The 16,024-nt window shown below is 74.4% G+C and carries 15 protein-coding genes; 5 read left to right on the top strand and 10 right to left on the bottom strand.

Annotation, left to right across the window (positions count from 1 at the left end; all coding sequences use genetic code 11):
- The first annotated feature begins 21 nt into the window (after nt 1–21).
- Nucleotides 22–378 carry an ATP-binding protein gene (locus ACIP5K_RS21645; protein ID WP_401411739.1) on the top strand — a complete coding sequence of 119 codons (357 nt, stop codon included), beginning with the start codon at nt 22–24 and terminating at the stop codon, nt 376–378.
- A gap of 60 nt (nt 379–438) precedes the next feature.
- On the opposite strand, the gene ACIP5K_RS21640 is transcribed toward ACIP5K_RS21645, so the two are convergent.
- Nucleotides 439–1,881 carry a GuaB1 family IMP dehydrogenase-related protein gene (locus ACIP5K_RS21640; RefSeq protein ID WP_401411738.1) on the bottom strand — a complete coding sequence of 481 codons (1,443 nt, stop codon included), beginning with the start codon at nt 1,879–1,881 and terminating at the stop codon, nt 439–441.
- 219 nt (nt 1,882–2,100) lie between these two features.
- Between ACIP5K_RS21640 and ACIP5K_RS21635 the strand changes: the two genes are divergently transcribed.
- Together ACIP5K_RS21635 and ACIP5K_RS21630 are read left to right on the top strand one after the other, a co-directional pair.
- Nucleotides 2,101–2,286, top strand: coding sequence for a hypothetical protein (locus tag ACIP5K_RS21635; protein WP_401411737.1), 186 nt, complete (start codon nt 2,101–2,103; stop codon nt 2,284–2,286).
- Nucleotides 2,222–2,704 carry a DUF1097 domain-containing protein gene (locus tag ACIP5K_RS21630; protein ID WP_401411736.1) on the top strand — a complete coding sequence of 161 codons (483 nt, stop codon included), beginning with the start codon at nt 2,222–2,224 and terminating at the stop codon, nt 2,702–2,704. The genes ACIP5K_RS21635 and ACIP5K_RS21630 overlap by 65 nt, the downstream gene beginning before the upstream one ends.
- A gap of 14 nt (nt 2,705–2,718) precedes the next feature.
- Here the strand turns inward: ACIP5K_RS21630 and ACIP5K_RS21625 are convergent, their stop codons facing one another.
- The 4 genes from ACIP5K_RS21625 to rpe all read right to left on the bottom strand — a co-directional run bounded on the left by ACIP5K_RS21625 (nt 2,719) and on the right by rpe (nt 5,299).
- Nucleotides 2,719–3,030: a barstar family protein gene (locus ACIP5K_RS21625; RefSeq protein WP_401411734.1), complete on the bottom strand. Its 312-nt coding sequence runs from the start codon at nt 3,028–3,030 to the stop codon at nt 2,719–2,721.
- On the bottom strand, nt 3,027–3,377 hold the full coding sequence (locus ACIP5K_RS21620; RefSeq protein WP_401411732.1) for a ribonuclease domain-containing protein: 351 nt from the start codon (nt 3,375–3,377) through the stop codon (nt 3,027–3,029). Before ACIP5K_RS21620 ends, ACIP5K_RS21625 begins: the two co-directional genes overlap by 4 nt.
- Before the next feature lie 54 nt (nt 3,378–3,431).
- A complete protein-coding gene (locus ACIP5K_RS21615) occupies nt 3,432–4,415 on the bottom strand; it encodes a sugar-binding transcriptional regulator (RefSeq protein WP_401411864.1) in 984 nt (327 codons plus the stop codon).
- 206 nt (nt 4,416–4,621) lie between these two features.
- Entirely contained in the window at nt 4,622–5,299 is a 678-nt protein-coding gene (rpe, locus tag ACIP5K_RS21610; protein ID WP_401411730.1) for a ribulose-phosphate 3-epimerase, read from the bottom strand.
- A gap of 140 nt (nt 5,300–5,439) precedes the next feature.
- Here rpe and ACIP5K_RS21605 point away from each other — a divergent pair, with 140 nt between their 5' ends.
- Nucleotides 5,440–7,635: an MMPL family transporter gene (locus ACIP5K_RS21605; protein WP_401411728.1), complete on the top strand. Its 2,196-nt coding sequence runs from the start codon at nt 5,440–5,442 to the stop codon at nt 7,633–7,635.
- Here ACIP5K_RS21605 and ACIP5K_RS21600 read toward each other — a convergent pair.
- Both ACIP5K_RS21600 and fmt read right to left on the bottom strand, forming a co-directional pair.
- Nucleotides 7,632–9,080 carry an RsmB/NOP family class I SAM-dependent RNA methyltransferase gene (locus ACIP5K_RS21600; protein WP_401411727.1) on the bottom strand — a complete coding sequence of 483 codons (1,449 nt, stop codon included), beginning with the start codon at nt 9,078–9,080 and terminating at the stop codon, nt 7,632–7,634. The genes ACIP5K_RS21605 and ACIP5K_RS21600 overlap by 4 nt on opposite strands.
- 114 nt (nt 9,081–9,194) lie before the next feature.
- Nucleotides 9,195–10,124 (bottom strand): methionyl-tRNA formyltransferase, encoded by a 930-nt coding sequence (gene fmt / locus ACIP5K_RS21595; protein ID WP_401411725.1) that lies wholly within the window; start codon nt 10,122–10,124, stop codon nt 9,195–9,197.
- Between the two features lie 275 nt (nt 10,125–10,399).
- Between fmt and ACIP5K_RS21590 the strand changes: the two genes are divergently transcribed.
- A complete protein-coding gene (locus ACIP5K_RS21590) occupies nt 10,400–10,948 on the top strand; it encodes a hypothetical protein (RefSeq protein WP_401411724.1) in 549 nt (182 codons plus the stop codon).
- Nucleotides 10,949–11,052: 104 nt separating this feature from the next.
- Here the strand turns inward: ACIP5K_RS21590 and ACIP5K_RS21585 are convergent, their stop codons facing one another.
- From ACIP5K_RS21585 to coaBC, 3 genes are all read right to left on the bottom strand, one after another.
- Nucleotides 11,053–13,209 carry a primosomal protein N' gene (locus tag ACIP5K_RS21585; RefSeq protein WP_401411722.1) on the bottom strand — a complete coding sequence of 719 codons (2,157 nt, stop codon included), beginning with the start codon at nt 13,207–13,209 and terminating at the stop codon, nt 11,053–11,055.
- Nucleotides 13,210–13,310: 101 nt separating this feature from the next.
- The gene (metK, locus tag ACIP5K_RS21580) at nt 13,311–14,519 is read right to left on the bottom strand and encodes a methionine adenosyltransferase (RefSeq protein WP_401411721.1); all 1,209 of its coding nucleotides are present in this window, start codon (nt 14,517–14,519) and stop codon (nt 13,311–13,313) included.
- 253 nt (nt 14,520–14,772) lie between these two features.
- Entirely contained in the window at nt 14,773–15,987 is a 1,215-nt protein-coding gene (gene coaBC / locus ACIP5K_RS21575) for a bifunctional phosphopantothenoylcysteine decarboxylase/phosphopantothenate--cysteine ligase CoaBC (protein WP_401411719.1), read from the bottom strand.
- Between the last annotated feature and the right edge of the window lie 37 nt (nt 15,988–16,024).

Genomic DNA, 16,024 nt, shown 5'->3' with positions numbered 1-16,024 from the left:
CCGGTACAGATGGAGATCGTGATGGACGGTCCCCTGACGGGGACACAGGCCCGGCACACGGCTGCCCGGTTCCTGGCCGAGCACTGTCCCTGGGCCGACGCGGACGCGGTGCTCCTGGTCGTCTCGGAGCTGGTGACCAACGCGTCCCGGCACACCGGCGCGCTGGCCCGGCTGCGGCTGCGCTCCGACGCGGGCGGCCTCGCGGTGGAGGTGGAGGACGGGGATCCGCGGGCGCCGGTGGCGCGCACGCCGGACTTCGGCGGCGGGGGCGGCTTCGGCTGGCACATGGTGGAGCGGCTGGCCGAGCAGCTGACGGTGCGTCCGGCGGCGGACGGGAAGTGCATCGCCGTGGGATGGGCGGCGCCGACGGTGGCGTGAGCGGGCGGGGCGCGCCGCCCGGACCGGGTCCGGACGGCGCGTGCGCGGAGCGCGGTCCCGCTAGCTCCAGCTGGCGTGCAGCGGCTTGCCCTCGGCGTAGCCGGCGGCGGACTGGATGCCGACGGTGGCGCGCTCCTCGAACTCGGCCAGCGAGTTGGCACCGGCGTAGGTGCAGGAGGAGCGGACGCCCGCGATGATCGAGTCGATCAGGTCCTCGACGCCCGGACGCTGCGGGTCGAGGAACATGCGGGAGGTGGAGATGCCCTCCTCGAAGAGCGCCTTGCGGGCGCGGTCGTACGCGGACTCGTCCGAGGTCCGGTTCTTGACGGCGCGGGCGGAGGCCATGCCGAAGGACTCCTTGTAGGCACGGCCCTTGGCGTCGTGCTGGAGGTCGCCCGGGGACTCGTAGGTCCCGGCGAACCAGGAGCCGATCATCACGTTCGACGCGCCGGCGGCCAGCGCCATGGCGACGTCGCGCGGGTGGCGGACACCGCCGTCGGCCCACACGTGCTTGCCGTACTTCTTGGCCTCGGCGGCGCACTCCAGGACGGCGGAGAACTGCGGGCGGCCGACGCCGGTCATCATCCGGGTGGTGCACATGGCGCCGGGGCCGACCCCGACCTTGATGATGTCCGCCCCGGCCTCGATGAGGTCCTTGACGCCCTCGGCGGCGACGATGTTGCCCGCGACGATCGGGACGTGCGGGTCGAGCGCGCGCACGGTCCTGATCGCGGAGATCATCGACTCCTGGTGCCCGTGGGCGGTGTCGATGACGAGGGTGTCGACCCCGGCGTCGAGGAGCTGCTTGGCCTTGCCCGCCACGTCGCCGTTGATGCCGACGGCGGCGGCGATGCGCAGCCTGCCCTCGGCGTCGGTGGCCGGGCTGTAGAGGGTGGCGCGCAGCGCGCCGGTGCGGGTCAGGATGCCCGCGAGTCGGCCGTCCTTGTCGACGGCCGGGGCGTAGCGGCGGTTGGCGCCGTCCAGCTTGTTGAAGGCGTCCCGCGGATCGATGTCCGCGTCGAGCAGCAGCAGGTCGCGGGACATGACCTCGGACAGCTGGGTGAAGCGGTCCACACCGGTCAGGTCCTCGTCGGTGACGACGCCGAGGGGGCGCTGGGCGTCGTCGACGACCACACCGGCGTTGTGCGCGCGCTTGGGCAGCAGGGCCAGGGCGTCGGCGACGGTCTGGGTGGGGGCGAGGACGATCGGGGTGTCGAGCACCAGGTGGCGCGTCTTGACCCAGGAGATGACGTCGGTGACGACCTCGATCGGGATGTCCTGCGGAATGACGACGATGCCGCCGCGGCGGGCCACGGTCTCCGCCATGCGGCGGCCGGCGATCGCGGTCATGTTGGCGACGACCAGCGGGATCGTGGTGCCCGTGCCGTCCGGGGACGAGAGGTCCACGGCCTGCCGGGAGCCCACCGCGCTGCGGCGGGGCACCATGAAGACGTCGTCGTACGTCAGGTCGTACGCGGGCTGGATGTCATTGAGGAAACGCACGTGCGCAGGTCCCGATCGCTAGGAGGGAGCCCCGGAAGAATGCCGCCGGGGCACAAAGCACGTACCTCATTTTCCCACGGGGCCCATGGCCGCGTCTTCGGGCCGAACGTCCCAAGGGTGCCGCATCCGCTTGGACGATCACATGAGACCACCGGCGGGAGCGGTGACGCCGCAGGTCAGGGCGGGGTCGGCCGGTCGGGGAAGGCGTCCAGGGCGCGGGTGAAGCAACGCAGGGGCGCGCGGGTGAGCTACGGGGTCCGGCCGGGCGCCCGCGCCGATCTGGTGGTCCTGGACTCGACCACCTACGACGACATCGTCCTGGACCGCCCCGACCGCACCCATGTCATCAAGGCGGGCCGGATCGTCGCCCGCACCACCCGCACGAGCGAACTCCTGGCTCCCTGAGCCCGGTCGCCCACCAGCACGGCACCCGCGCACCCACCCCTTCCTCCCCTCGGCGTTCATCGGCGGCAACGCCCTCCATCTGCCGCCCTGGGCGATCTTCATCGGCCGGCTCGCCCGCGACACGTTCCAGGCGCTGGTCGTCCTGGTCGTGAACAGCGCCCTGATGTACGCGGGCCGGCTCCGGGCCCTCGCCCTGGTCCCCGGCATGTTCTTCGGGTTCGCCTGCTACTTCGCCACGTACTTCGGCGGCTTCGGCCACGACCCGGGCGACGAGTGGGTGGCCTGGCTGAGCGTGGTCGCCATGAACGCCCTGGGGCCGGTCTTCGCGTACCTGTCGGTGAAGCTGACCTTCGCGACGGCGGACGGACCCCACTCCTCGGCGCCGCGGGCCGGGGCCGAGCCGGTCCGGCGGGCCTGAGCCGCGGCGGGCTCCTAGAGGGGGCCGAGCGCCAGGGCCACGCGGACCGCCGCGGCCCGCTCGAAGACCTCCTGGGCGATCTCCCACTGGCCGGGCTCGCGCCGGGCGTACCCGCGCCAGCCGGTGACGACGAGCAGCAGTCGGTGCCCGGCGGCCGGCGGGGGCAGTTGCCCGGCGTCGCCGAGCGCGTCGGCCAGCGCGTCCCAGTTCCGCCCGAACCACGCGGGCAGGTCGAGGGCGGTGGCGCAGCGGTCCATGAAGGCGGCCTTGTCGACGGCCCCTTCGAGGTCCAGGACGCGGACCGTCCAGTCACCGCTGGCGCTCATCGCAGCACTTCCTTGAACGACTCGTAGTGGTCATCGGTGTAGTACGTCTCCCCCGCCGCACCGGTGACGAGGCGCCGGGCGCCCCGGTCGCGCGAGCCCGGGGTGGGCACGGTGTACTCGTGGTAGTAGCCGCGCCGCTCGGCGGGCAGCTCGTGCTCGTAGTTCCCGAACACGCTGCCGTCCTTCTCGTACGGGAAGGGGCCGCCCCGGTCGATGAGGGTGAGCGTGCGCCGCGCCTCGGCGGGCAGCCGGCTCTCCCGGACGGTGTCCGTGCCGGAGCCGGCTGCGGAGCACCCGAGGAGAAGGGCGCCGCAGACCAGCACCAGACACAGGAGACGACGAACCACGGATGAACCCCTCCGGCGGTCGAGGAGCGGGGCCCGGGGCCGAGCCCCGCGGCCTCACACTCCGTCGGGGTCGGCCCGCTGGAGCGCGGGCTTGGGCGTCGGCCCCGCTGTCAGCAGGAAATCGGCCGCGGACGTGTCGGTGACCAGGCTGGTCACGAGCCCCGACCGCAGCACCGCGTCGATGGCGGCGGCCTTGCGCTGCCCGCCCGCGATCGCGACGACCTCAGGTATGCGGCGCAGCCGGTCCGCCTCGACGGTGATGCAGCGCTCGCCGAGGTCCCGGCCGACCCGGCGCCCCTGGGCGTCGAACAGGTGGGCGGACATCTCGGCCGCGACGCCGAGCGAGGCGTAGTGCGCGCGCTCCTCGTCGCTGAGCATGTCGTGGACGGTGGAGATGCCCGGCTCCCAGGAGCCGATGGACACGCACGCGACGGTGACCTTGTCGAAGTACTCGAAGGCGCGGGCGATCCCGGTCTGATTGCGCAGCGCGGCGGCGGTCGCCTCGTCGGGCAGCAGCATCGGCGCGTAGATCGGGTGCGCGTCCCCGCCGGAGACCTGCGCGGCGCGCCGCACGGCCTCCACGGAGCCGCGCTCGGCGGTCCCGGCGTCGTACACACCGGTCAGCTGCACGACGGTGCACGGCGGGAGCCGGTCGAGGGCGGCGGCCATGTGGATGGTGGAGCGGCCCCACGCGAGACCGAGGACGTCGCCCTCGGTGACGAGTTCGCCCAGGAGGTCGGCGGCGACCTCCCCCAGGTTCTCGGGATCGGGCGACTCCTCGGCGTCGGCCGGCGACTCGACGACCACCACGTGCCGCAGGCCGTACCGCGCGCGCAGCGCGTCGGAGCGGTCCGCGTCCAGCTCGGCCGGGACCCGGATCTCGATGCGTACGAGATCACGCTCCAGGGCGGTCTCCAGGACCCGGGCCACCTTGAAGCGGCTGACGCCGAACTCCTCGGCGATCTGGATCTTGGACTTGCCCTCCAGATAGAAGCGACGGGCCATGGCCGCCGCCTGCATCAGCTCCGCGGGTCCCATCCTCAGGGCTGCGCGTCCCGCCGATGATGCGGACACGGCGATCTCCTCACTGCTCTTCTTCACGACTCACACGACAAAGGTGGACACAGGCACTCATGGGGCGCCCACCGCACCCTCTTCTGTTCACAACCTGGATACGTCGTTCATCCTTGCAGATCCCGCGGATTTGATCAGCCCCGAAGGAACGCCGTTCACGGAACCGTGGCTCAGTGTCCGCATGCCCAGGTCGTCGACGCCGCCGCCTGCTCGCGCAGCGCGCGGACCGCCTCGGCCGGGTCGCTCGCGCCGTATACCGCCGAACCGGCGACGAAGACGTCCGCGCCGGCGTCCGCGCACCGCTCGATGGTCGACGCGGAGACCCCGCCGTCGACCTGCAACCACAGCTCCAGGCCGTGCTTGGCGATCAGCTCACGCGTCCGGCGGATCTTGGGAAGCATGATGTCGAGGAAGGACTGGCCGCCGAAACCGGGCTCGACCGTCATGATCAGCAGCATGTCGAGCTCGGGGAGCAGGTCCTCGTACGGCTCGATGGGCGTGGCCGGCTTGAGCGCCATGGAGGCGCGGGCGCCCTTGGCGCGGATCTCCCGGGCGAGGCGGACCGGCGCGTGGGCGGCCTCGGCGTGGAAGGTGACGGATCCGGCCCCCGCTTCGACGTACTGGGGGGCCCAGCGATCGGGGTCCTCGATCATCAGGTGGCAGTCCAGCGGGGTGTCCGTCGCCCGTGCCAGCGACTCTACGACCGGCACCCCCAGGGTCAGGTTCGGGACGAAGTGGTTGTCCATGACGTCGACGTGGAGCCAGTCGGCGCCCGCGACCGCCCGTGCCTCGTCGGCAAGGCGCGCGAAGTCCGCGGAGAGGATGCTGGGGTTGATCTGAACGGCCATGCCCCAAGACTGCCATGCCCGGCGCCGCTTTCCCGCCTCGGTCCTGACCGGTCCCGCGGACCGATGCCGAGCCGTGCCCTCGCGTGCCATGGTGGGCGGCCGGCGGAGCAGGCACCGCACGGCACACGGCGGGGGGCGCCATGGCGGACGGGCAGGGCGGGGTGCGCGACGGCGGACGCACGGAGCGCGGCCGGCGGGAGCGGCCCGCGCGGCGCGGCGCCGCCCGGCTGGTGTGCGGGCGGCGCGGCAAGTGGCTGGTGCTGGTGCTGTGGCTGGTGATCATCGTCGGCGCGGCCCCGCTCGCCCAGAGACTCACCGGCGCCCAGGACAACGACGCCCAGTCCTGGCTGCCCGGCTCCGCCGAGTCCACCCGGGTCCTCGGCGCCTCCAAGGACTTCCGGCCGGAGACCATCCCGGCCATCGTGGTCTACGCGCGCGAGGGCGGCCTCACCGCGGCGGACCGGACCCGCATCGAGCGCGACGCGGGCGAACTGCGCCGGCTCGGGACGTTCGGGCTGCGCGGCACCGAGGTCCGGGGCCCGGTCTACGACGACGAAGCGCGGCCCGCGGCGGCGCAGACGTACATCCCCGTGACGATGAACGCGAAGGGCTGGCAGCAGATCGCCGACGCCGTCGGCGCGGTCCGGGACCGCACGGGCACCTCGCACGGCGGGCTCGCCGTCCACATCACGGGCCCGGGCGGCACCTCGGCCGACTTCGCCGAGGCGTTCGACGGCCTGGACTCGACGCTGCTGTTCGCGGCGCTCGGCATCGTCATCGTGATCCTGCTGTGCACCTATCGCAGCCCTTCGCTGCTGCTGGTGCCGGTGGTGAGCGTGGTGGCGGCGCTGTTCACGGCCCAGGCGCTGGTCTATCTGCTGGCCCGGCACGCCGGGCTGACGGTGAACGGCCAGAGCGCGGGCATCCTGACCGTCCTCGTGTTCGGCGCGGGGACGGACTACGCGCTGCTGCTCGTCGCCCGCTACCGGGAGGAGCTGCGCCGCCACGAGGACCGGCACGAGGCGATGGCGCTCGCCCTGCACCGCGCGGGCCCGGCCGTGCTCGCGTCCGGCGCGACCGTGGTGCTGAGCATGCTGGTGCTGCTGACGGCCGAGATGAACTCCACGCGCGGCCTCGGCCCGGTCGCCGCCGTCGGGGTCGCCGTCGGCCTGGCCGCGATGCTGACGCTGTTCCCGGCGCTGCTGGTGGTCCTCGGCCGCTGGATCTTCTGGCCGCTGGTGCCGCGGCGGGGCAGCCCGGAGCCCACGGTGCGCGGCTTCTGGGCCCGCTCCGGGCGGCGGATCGCCCTGCGCCCCCGTCTGGTGTGGGGCGCGACGGCCGGGATCCTGGCGGTGCTGTCGCTCGGCCTGCTCCAGCTGCGCGCCGAGGGCATCGGCAACGCCGACTCGTTCACGACCAGGCCGGACTCGATCGTCGGGCAGGAGGTGTCCGCGAAGTACTTCCCCGCGGGCAACGGCGATCCGCTCGTCGTCGTCGCGGACCGGGACCGGGCCGCCGCGGTGCGCGGCGCCGTCGCCGGTACGGACGGCGTGGTCCGGCGGAGCGTCGGGGCGCCGCCGGGCACCGCGCCCGAGGCCGGGGGCCGGGTCCTGTTCGAGGCGACGACGACCGCCCCGTCCGACAGCCGGGCCGCCCAGGACACGGTGGAACGGGTGCGGCGGGCGGTGCACGCGGTGCCGGGCGCCCGGGCCGCGGTGGGCGGCGGCGCGGCGGCCCTGCTCGACATGGACCGCGCCACGACGCACGACAACAGACTGGTGATCCCGCTGGTGCTGGTGGTCGTGCTGCTGATCCTGGCCCTGCTGCTGCGCGCCCTGGTCGCGCCGCTGCTGCTGATCGGGACGGTCGTGCTGTCGTTCGCGGCGGCCCTCGGCGTCAGCGCGTTCGCCTTCCGCCACCTGTTCGGCTACGCGGGCGAGAGCACGGACTTCCCGCTGTTCGTCTTCGTGTTCCTGGTGGCGCTCGGCATCGACTACAACATCTTCCTCACGACCCGCATCCGCGAGGAGGCGATCCGCCAGGGCACCCGCGCCGGCGTCGTCACGGGCCTGGCCGCGACCGGCGCGGTGATCACCTCGGCGGGCCTGGTGCTGGCCGGCACCTTCGCGGCCCTCGGCACGCTGCCGATGGTGGCGTTCGCGGAGATCGGCTTCGCGGTGGCCCTCGGCGTCCTCCTGGACACCTTCGTGGTGCGGTCGGTGCTGGTGACGGCGCTGTTCCTGGACGTGGGCCCGAAGATCTGGTGGCCCCACCCGCCGGCCCGCTCCGGCCCGGCGCCCGCCCCGCACGGCCACCGGAGCGTGAGGAGCGGCTAGGAGGTCCGCCGGATCAGGGCCAGATACATCGCGTCGGTGCCGTGCAGGTGCGGCCACAGCTGCACGTCGGGCCCGTCGCCGAGCCCCGGCACGCCCTGCATCAGGGGCCGCGCGTCGATGAGTTCGGCGCCGCCGACCGACTTCAGCACGTCGTCGACGACGGCCCGGGTCTCGGCGAGGTGCGGCGAGCACGTCGCGTACCCCACGACACCCCCGACCCGCACCGAGTCGAGCGCCGTCCGCAGCAGGCTCCGCTGCAACGGGCCGAACCCGTCCAGGTCCTCCGGCCGCCGCCGCCAGCGCGCCTCGGGCCGCCGCCGCAGGGCGCCGAGTCCCGTGCAGGGCACGTCCATCAGGACGCGGTCGAAGGTGCCGGACCGCCACGGCGGGCGCGTCCCGTCCGCCGCGATCACCTGGTAGGGGCCCGGGTTGCCGGCCAGCGCCTTGGCGACGAGCCCGGCGCGGTGCGGTTGCTTCTCGGAGGCGAGGAGCACGGCGCCGCGCTCGGCGGCGAGCCCGGCGAGCAGGGCGGCCTTGCCGCCCGGCCCGGCGCACCCGTCGAGCCACGCGCGGTCGGAGCCCTCGACCGGCGCGTTCGCGAGCGCGAGCGCGACGAGCTGGCTGCCCTCGTCCTGCACTCCGGCGCGCCCGGTCCTGACGATGTCGAACGACCCCGGCTCACCGCCCTCGGACAGCCGCACGGCGTACGGCGACCAGCGCCCCGGCAGCCCCGACTCCTCGCCGACCTCGGCGAGCACGGCCTCGGCGGTGGTCCGCCCGGGCCGCGCCACGAGCGTCACCTCGGGCCGCTCGTTGTCCGCCTCCAGCAGGTCCTCGATCCCGGCGCGCCCGCCGCCCAGCGAGTCCCACAGCGCCGACACGACCCATCGCGGATGCGAATGGACGACGGCGAGATGGTCCTCGGGGTCCTCGTCGTACGGCGGCGCGACGCGCTCCAGCCAGGCGTCGAGGTCGTGCTGCGAGACCTTGCGCAGCACGGCGTTGACGAACTTGGCCCGTCCGTCGCCGAGCACCACGCGCGCCAGCTCCACCGAGGCGGAGACGGCGGCGTGCGTCGGGATCCGGGTCCCGAGCAGCTGGTGCACGCCCAGGTTCAGCACGTCGAGGACGGGCGGGTCGACCTCGCGCAGCGGCCGGTCGATGCAGGCCGCCACGATCGCGTCGTAGGTGCCCTGGCGCCGCAGCGTGCCGTAGACCAGCTCGGTGGCGAGGGCCGCGTCCCGTCCGTCGAACTTCTCCGGGCCCTCCTTCTCGCGCGCCTTGCGCAGCAGCGGCGGCAGCACGAGATTCGCGTACGCGTCCCTCTCGTCGACCGCGCGCAGCGCCTCGAAGGCGAGGATGCGCACCGGGTCCTTCTTGGGACGGCGGTGGGGCTTGCCGGGCTTGCGGGGGCCACGGCTCGACGAGGTCGGCTGGTCGCTCAAAGGTGCTCCGCTGCTGGATTCGTACGGGCGTCACGCGCGGGGGCGCACGCCGATGTCAACCCTCCCAGCCTACGGCCCGGCCCCCGCACGGGCCCTTCCGGGCCCGGCCGGGCCTCAGCCCAGCCGCTCGCCCGCGGCGATGCGCACCCCGCGCGCCCAGTCCGCCGCCGCCATCGGCTTCTTGCCCTGGGCCTGCACCCACAGCAGCTCGACGGCGTACGAGCCGGTGCCCACGTACAGATTCTTCTTGCCGACGGCCAGCTCGCCCGGCGCCAGGTCGGTGCGGTCCGGCACCGGCACGGCGGAGCGCACCTTGAGCCGCTCGCCGCGGAACTCGGTCCAGGCACCCGGCGCCGGGGTGCAGCCGCGCACCACCCGGTCGACGCGGAGCGCGGGCGCCGCCCAGTCGATCCGGGCGTCCTCGACGGTGATCTTCGGGGCGAGGGAGACGCCGTCGGCGGGCTGTGGCACGGCGTGCACGGACCCGTCCTCGATCCCGTCCATGGTCGCGACGAGCAGCCCGGCCCCGGCGAACGCGAGCCGCGTCAGCATGTCCCCGCTGGTGTCCGTGGGCCGGACGGCCTCCGTCACCGTGCCGTACACCGGCCCGGAGTCGAGCCCCTCCTCGATGAGGAAGGTCGAGGCGCCGGTGATCTCGTCACCGGCCATGATCGAGTGCTGCACGGGCGCGGCGCCGCGCCAGGCGGGCAGCAGCGAGAAGTGCAGGTTGACCCAGCCGCGGGCGGGCACGGCGAGCGCGGTCTTCGGCAGCAGCGCGCCGTAGGCGACGACCGGGCAGCAGTCCGGGCCGATCTCGCGCAGCCGGGCCAGGAACTCCTCGTCGCGCGGCTTGGCGGGCCTGAGCACCTCGATGCCCGCCTCCTCGGCCCGCTCGGCGACCGGGCTCGCGATCAGGCGGCGCCCGCGCCCGGCGGGGGCGTCGGGCCGGGTGACGACCGCGGCGACCTCGTGCCGGTCGGAGGCGATCAGGGCGTCCAGGGCGGGTACGGCGACCTCGGGGGTGCCGGCGAAGACGAGCTTCATCGGTGGATCGTGGCCTCTCGGGCGGGGTGACGGGCAGCGCACCAGTCTATGGGGGCCCGCTCGCACACACGCATGGGGCGCACGCCAGAACGTGCGCCCTGCGCATATGCGGATACGCCCGAACAGCGTGACCCCTCACCGCATGGCGCGTTGGTCAAGAAAGAGTTGACCAGTCAGCGGGCCGTCAGCACTCGATCGTCGCCGGACACGGTCGTCGTTCGGTGCGCGAGCGGCCCATCATTCTCATCTTCATCGCCGGTTCGAGAGGCTTGTAAATGGCCGACCACGCAACCCACGACGCCCAGGCACGGGCCAGCCTGCACCTGCTGGTGCGGGACATCGAGCGGGTCCGACGGCAGGTGGACGCACTGCGCACCCTCACCGCACAGCTCGGCAACGTCTACCGCCCGCGCCGCTCCGGCCCCTCCGCGGGGTTCGTCGTCTACGGCAGGGCGCCCGCCCCGACCGTCCGCCTCGCCCAGGAGCTCCGGGACAGCGTCGAGACCCTGGTGACAGCGGCCGTGGACTTCGACCGCTCGCTGGGATTCTCGTGGGACGCGGTGGGCTCCGCGCTCGGAGTCACCAAGCAGGCGGTGCACCGCCGTTACGGAGCGCGCCGAGCCGCCACCCAGGCCGCCGCCGAGGCGGAGCGCGCCACCGACACCCCGACGGCCACCGCGCCGCGCCCGCCGGTGCCGCTGGCCGCGGGCCCGCTGCCCTCGGTGCCCGCCGCCCGGTCGATGCCGACCCAGCCGACCGCGGGCAGCTCGGGCCTGCGCGAGGAGGTGCGCCCCAGCGCGTTCCCCGGTCCGCGCAACGGCTGACGCCGACACCGCACCGTCCCCGTACGACGCAGCCTCCCCGCACTTCACGTCCGGGGAGGCCTCGCCATGTTGACGCCCCCGCGGCAACCGCGCCTGACGCCGGGTCACCCGATGTCGAGCGGATCCACCCGCACGCGCACCGGCTCACTCCCGCCGCGCGCCATGCGCGCCGCCTGCGCCTGCTTGAGCGCCGCCGCGAGCGCGGCGCCGCTGCCCGGCGGCACCCGCACGAGCGCCCGCTCCTCCTGCTCGCCGCCCGCGGGCTCCGCGGGCCGCGGGCCCGGCCCGCGGGTCCCCCCGCCGCCGCTCCCCGCCACCGGCACGGGCCCGAGCACCTCGGCGTCCGCGGGCAGTTCGACCGCCCCCAGGAACTCCGCCAGCGCGTCCGGCGCGCCGCTCACCGCGGCCATCCGGGACACCGGCGGGAAGCCCAGCTCGGCCCGGTCGGCGAGCTCCCGCACGGCGTGGCCCACCGGGTCCCAGCGCACCAGCGCCTGCACGGGCCGCAGCGTCGGCTCGGCCACGACGACGACGGTGCCGCCCGCCTCCTGGGGACGGACCAGCGCCGACGCGGCGATCCAGCGCCGCAGCGCCTCCTCGCCGGCCCGCAGGTCGGGCCGCCCGAGCATGGCCCAGCCGTCCAGCAGCAGCGCCGCCGCGTACCCGCCCTCGGCCACCGGCTCGGCGCCCGGGGTGCTCACCACGAGCGCCGGTTCCCCGGACACGCTGTCGAGGACCTGCTCGCGGCCCGAGGTCCGCACCGGCACGGCGGCGAACGCCCGGCCCAGCTCCTCGGCGGTCCGGCGGGCGCCGACGACCTGGGCCCGCAGCCGGGTGCCGTCGCACTCGGCGCACTGCCAGCCGGGCTCCTCGCGCCCGCACCAGCCGCAGGCGAGCACGCCGGTCGCCTCCCGCGCCTCCAGCGGCCCGGCGCACGCCCGGCACCGGGCCGGCTCGCGGCAGCGCTGGCAGGCCAGCCGGGGCACATAGCCGCGCCGGGGCACCTGCACCAGCACGGGCCCCTCGCGCAGCGCCGTCCGCGCGGTCTCCCAGGCGATGCTGGGCAGCCGGGCGGCCCGCGCCGCCTCGTCCCGCGCGAGGTCGAGGTCGCCGACGGTCCGCACCAGCGGCGCGGTCCGCCGCACCTCGGCCCGGGGGGCGGCGACGGCGGCCGCCCAGCCGCTGCGCACCAGCTGCGCGGCCTCGACGGTGCAGCTCCAACTCCCGGCCAGGAAGGCGCACTTGTCCCGCGCGGCGCGCAGTTCGAGCACTTCGCGCACATGCGGGAACGGCGCCCGGTCGTCGCTGTGGTGCGCGTCCCCGTCGTCCCAGACGACGACGAGCCCCAGGTCCCGCACGGGCGCGAACATGGCGGCCCGGGTCCCCACCACGGCCCGGACCGCGCCGCGCCGCACGGCGAGCCACTCCGCGTACCGCCGCTGCTGCCCGGCCTCGGCGGTGAGCACGGCGTGCTGGCCGGGCCCGAGCAGCTCCCGCATCGCCCGATCGACCCGGGCGGCGAGCCGCACGGTCGGTACGACGACCAGGGCGCCGCGCCCCGACGCCAGCGTCGCCCGCACGGCCCGGGCGATCTCGTCGGCCCACTCGGGGCCGGGCAGCGCGGTCCACACGGCGCGCGGGGCGCCGCCCGCGGCGAGCGAGGCGATGAGGTCGGCCCCCCGCTCGTACCGCTGCCAGGAGCCGGGCCCGGGCGCGGCGGGCGGCTCGGGCGGCGGCGGGAACTCCCGGGCCTCGGCCTTGGCGTGCCGGGGCGGGATCGCGAGCTGGAGCACATCCGCGAGGCTCCCGGCGTACCGGTCGGCCACCGCCCGCGTCAGGCCCAGCAGCTCCGGCCCGAGCACCTGCTCGGGCGACACGACCTGCGCCAGGGCGGCGAGGGGCCCCTGGTACTCGGCCTCGGCGACCCGCTCCAGGAGGAAGCCGTCGATGAGGCCGCCGCCCTCGCGCCGCCCGTCCCGCACGTTCTTCGCCCCGGCCCCGAACCGCACCCGGACCCGCACCCCCGGCTGCGCGACGGCGTCCAGCTCCGCGGGCACCGCGTACTCGAAGTACCGGTCGAGGTGCAGCACCCCCTTGTCGACGAGCACCCGCGCGACGGGCAGCTCCTCGGCCAGCGCGGCCCCCCGCCACGTCCGAGGCTTGGCCTTCGGCGCCTTGGCCCGCCGCACACTCTCCCGGATCAACGCCAGCTGCTCGGGCTCCCCGCCCCCCTGCCCCGACCCGCCGTCCTCGCTGCTCACACCTGCATTCCTACCAGAGGGCACCGACAGACCGGGCCCGCGCACAGCGGTGGGCCCGGCCCTCCCGAAGGAGGAGCCGAGCCCACCGGACAGGACGCGGGTTACAGCCCCGCGGCCGTACGCAGAGCGTCCACCCGATCGGTCCGCTCCCACGTGAAGTCGGGCAGCGCGCGCCCGAAGTGGCCGTAGGCGGCCGTCTGGGAGTAGATCGGGCGGAGCAGGTCGAGGTCGCGGATGATCGCGGCCGGGCGGAGGTCGAAGACCTCGGAGATCGCCGACTCGATCCTGTCCGGGTCGACCGTCGCCGTGCCGAACGTCTCGACGAACAGGCCCACCGGCTCGGCCTTGCCGATCGCGTACGCGACCTGGACCTCGCAGCGCGAGGCGAGTCCGGCGGCGACCACGTTCTTGGCGACCCAGCGCATGGCGTAGGCGGCCGAGCGGTCGACCTTGGACGGGTCCTTGCCGGAGAAGGCGCCGCCGCCGTGCCGGGCGTAGCCGCCGTAGGTGTCGATGATGATCTTGCGGCCGGTCAGGCCGGCGTCGCCCATCGGGCCGCCGATCTCGAAGCGGCCGGTCGGGTTGACCAGGAGGCGGTAGTTCTCGGTCTCCAGCTTGATGCCGTCGTCGAGGAGCGCCTTCAGCTCCGGCTCCACGACGAACTCGCGGATGTCGGGGGCGAGCAGCGACTCCAGGTCGATGTCGGAGGCGTGCTGCGAGGAGACCACGACGGTGTCGAGGCGGACGGCCTTGTCGCCGTCGTACTCGATGGTGACCTGCGTCTTGCCGTCGGGGCGCAGGTAGGGGATCGTGCCGTTCTTGCGGACCTCGGACAGGCGGCGCGACAGGCGGTGCGCGAGGTGGATCGGGAGCGGCATCAGCTCCGGGGTCTCGTCGCACGCGTAGCCGAACATCAGGCCCTGGTCGCCCGCGCCCTGCTTGTCCAGCTCGTCGTCATCGCCCTCGACCCGCTTCTCGTACGCGGTGTCGACGCCCTGCGCGATGTCCGGCGACTGCGAGCCGATCGAGACCGAGACGCCGCAGGACGCGCCGTCGAAGCCCTTCTTCGACGAGTCGTAGCCGATCTCCAGGATCTTGTCGCGCACGAGCTGCGCGATCGGCGCGTAAGCCTTGGTGGTGACCTCGCCGGCCACGTGCACGAGGCCCGTGGTGATCAGCGTCTCGACGGCCACGCGGGACGTGGGGTCCTCGCGCAGCAGCGCGTCGAGAATGGTGTCGCTGATCTGGTCAGCGATCTTGTCGGGGTGACCCTCGGTCACGGACTCCGAGGTGAACAGGCGACGGGACACAACGCTCCCTGTGGTTGCAGCGGCTGCTGGCTGATCATTTACGGATGGGTACGGGAGCTGCGCCCGACGACATCCAGAAACAGTTTATCGGTCGTGCTCGCTCGCCGGACCACGTGTCTCGCCTACTGGGAGCGCTGTGACCTGCGACACCGCATTCTCCGATATGACGATCGGTCTTAGGAAGAGCGCCGGGCGCCCGAAATCATGGCGTTTTCGTGTCTTGGGTGCACCCAAAGGGGCGAATGCGCTTTTTTCATCCGACCCGGGGCAACCGGGACACGACGGCGTCCCAGATCCGCTCCGCGAGGGCCTCCTTGGGGCCGTACGGCACGGGGTCCTCGCTGCCGTCGGAGCCGAGGATGACGGCCTCGTTCTCCTCCGCGCCGAACGTCTTGCGCTCCCCCACCTCGTTGACGACGAGCAGGTCACAACCCTTGCGGGCGAGCTTGGCGCGGCCGTTGGCGAGGACGTCGTCGGTCTCGGCGGCGAAGCCCACGACCACCTGGCCGGGGCGCGGCCGCCCGGCGGCGATCTCGGCCAGGATGTCGGGGTTGCGCACGAGGGCGATCGGCGCGGGCTCCTCGCCGTCCTTCTTCTTGATCTTGCCGGTGGCGTACGTCTGCGGGCGGAAGTCGGCGACGGCCGCCGCCATGACGACCGCATCGGCGTCCCCGGCCGCCTTCAGGGCCGCCTCCCGCAGCTGGACGGCGGTGCCCACGTGGACGACGTCGACACCGGCCGGGTCGGGCAGGCCCGCGTTCGCGGACAGCAGCGTGACCCGGGCGCCGCGCGCGGCGGCGGTGCGGGCGAGCGCGTAGCCCTGCTTGCCGGAGGAGCGGTTGCCGAGGAAGCGGACCGGGTCGAGGGGCTCGCGGGTGCCGCCGGCGCTGACGACGACGTGCCGGCCGGACAGGTCCGGGACCACCGGTCCGCGGGCGAGCACCCGGCGCACGTACTCGAAGATCTCGACCGGGTCGGGGAAGCGGCCCTTGCCGGTGTCGACGCCGGTCAGCCGGCCGACGGCGGGCTCGATGACGAGGGCGCCGCGGCGGCGCAGCGTGGCGACGTTCTCCCGGGTCGCCGGGTGCTCCCACATCTCGGTGTGCATGGCCGGCGCGAAGACGACCGGGCAACGGGCGGTGAGCAGGGTGTTCGTCAGGAGGTCGTCGGCGAGGCCGTGGGCGGCCTTGGCGAGCAGGTCCGCGGTGGCCGGGGCGACCACGACCACCTCCGCGTGCTGGCCGATGCGGACGTGCGGCACCTCGTGGACGGAGTCCCAGACCTCGGTGGAGACCGGGTTGCCGGACAGGGCCGACCAGGTGGCGGCGCCGACGAAGTGGAGCGCGGAGTCCGTGGGCACGACGCGCACGTCGTGGCCGGACTCCGTCAGACGGCGCAGCAGCTCGCACGCCTTGTAGGCGGCGATACCGCCGCTGACCCCCAGGACGACGTTGGGCTTCGACGACACCGGCTCTCCCCTGACTCCACTGCTGCGTACGAGGACA

Source organism: Streptomyces sp. NPDC088785 (assembly GCF_044750685.1).
In the GTDB taxonomy this organism is placed as follows: domain Bacteria; phylum Actinomycetota; class Actinomycetes; order Streptomycetales; family Streptomycetaceae; genus Streptomyces.
Note: the sequence above shows the minus strand (reverse complement) of the source record. Positions and strands in the feature narration are given on the sequence as shown.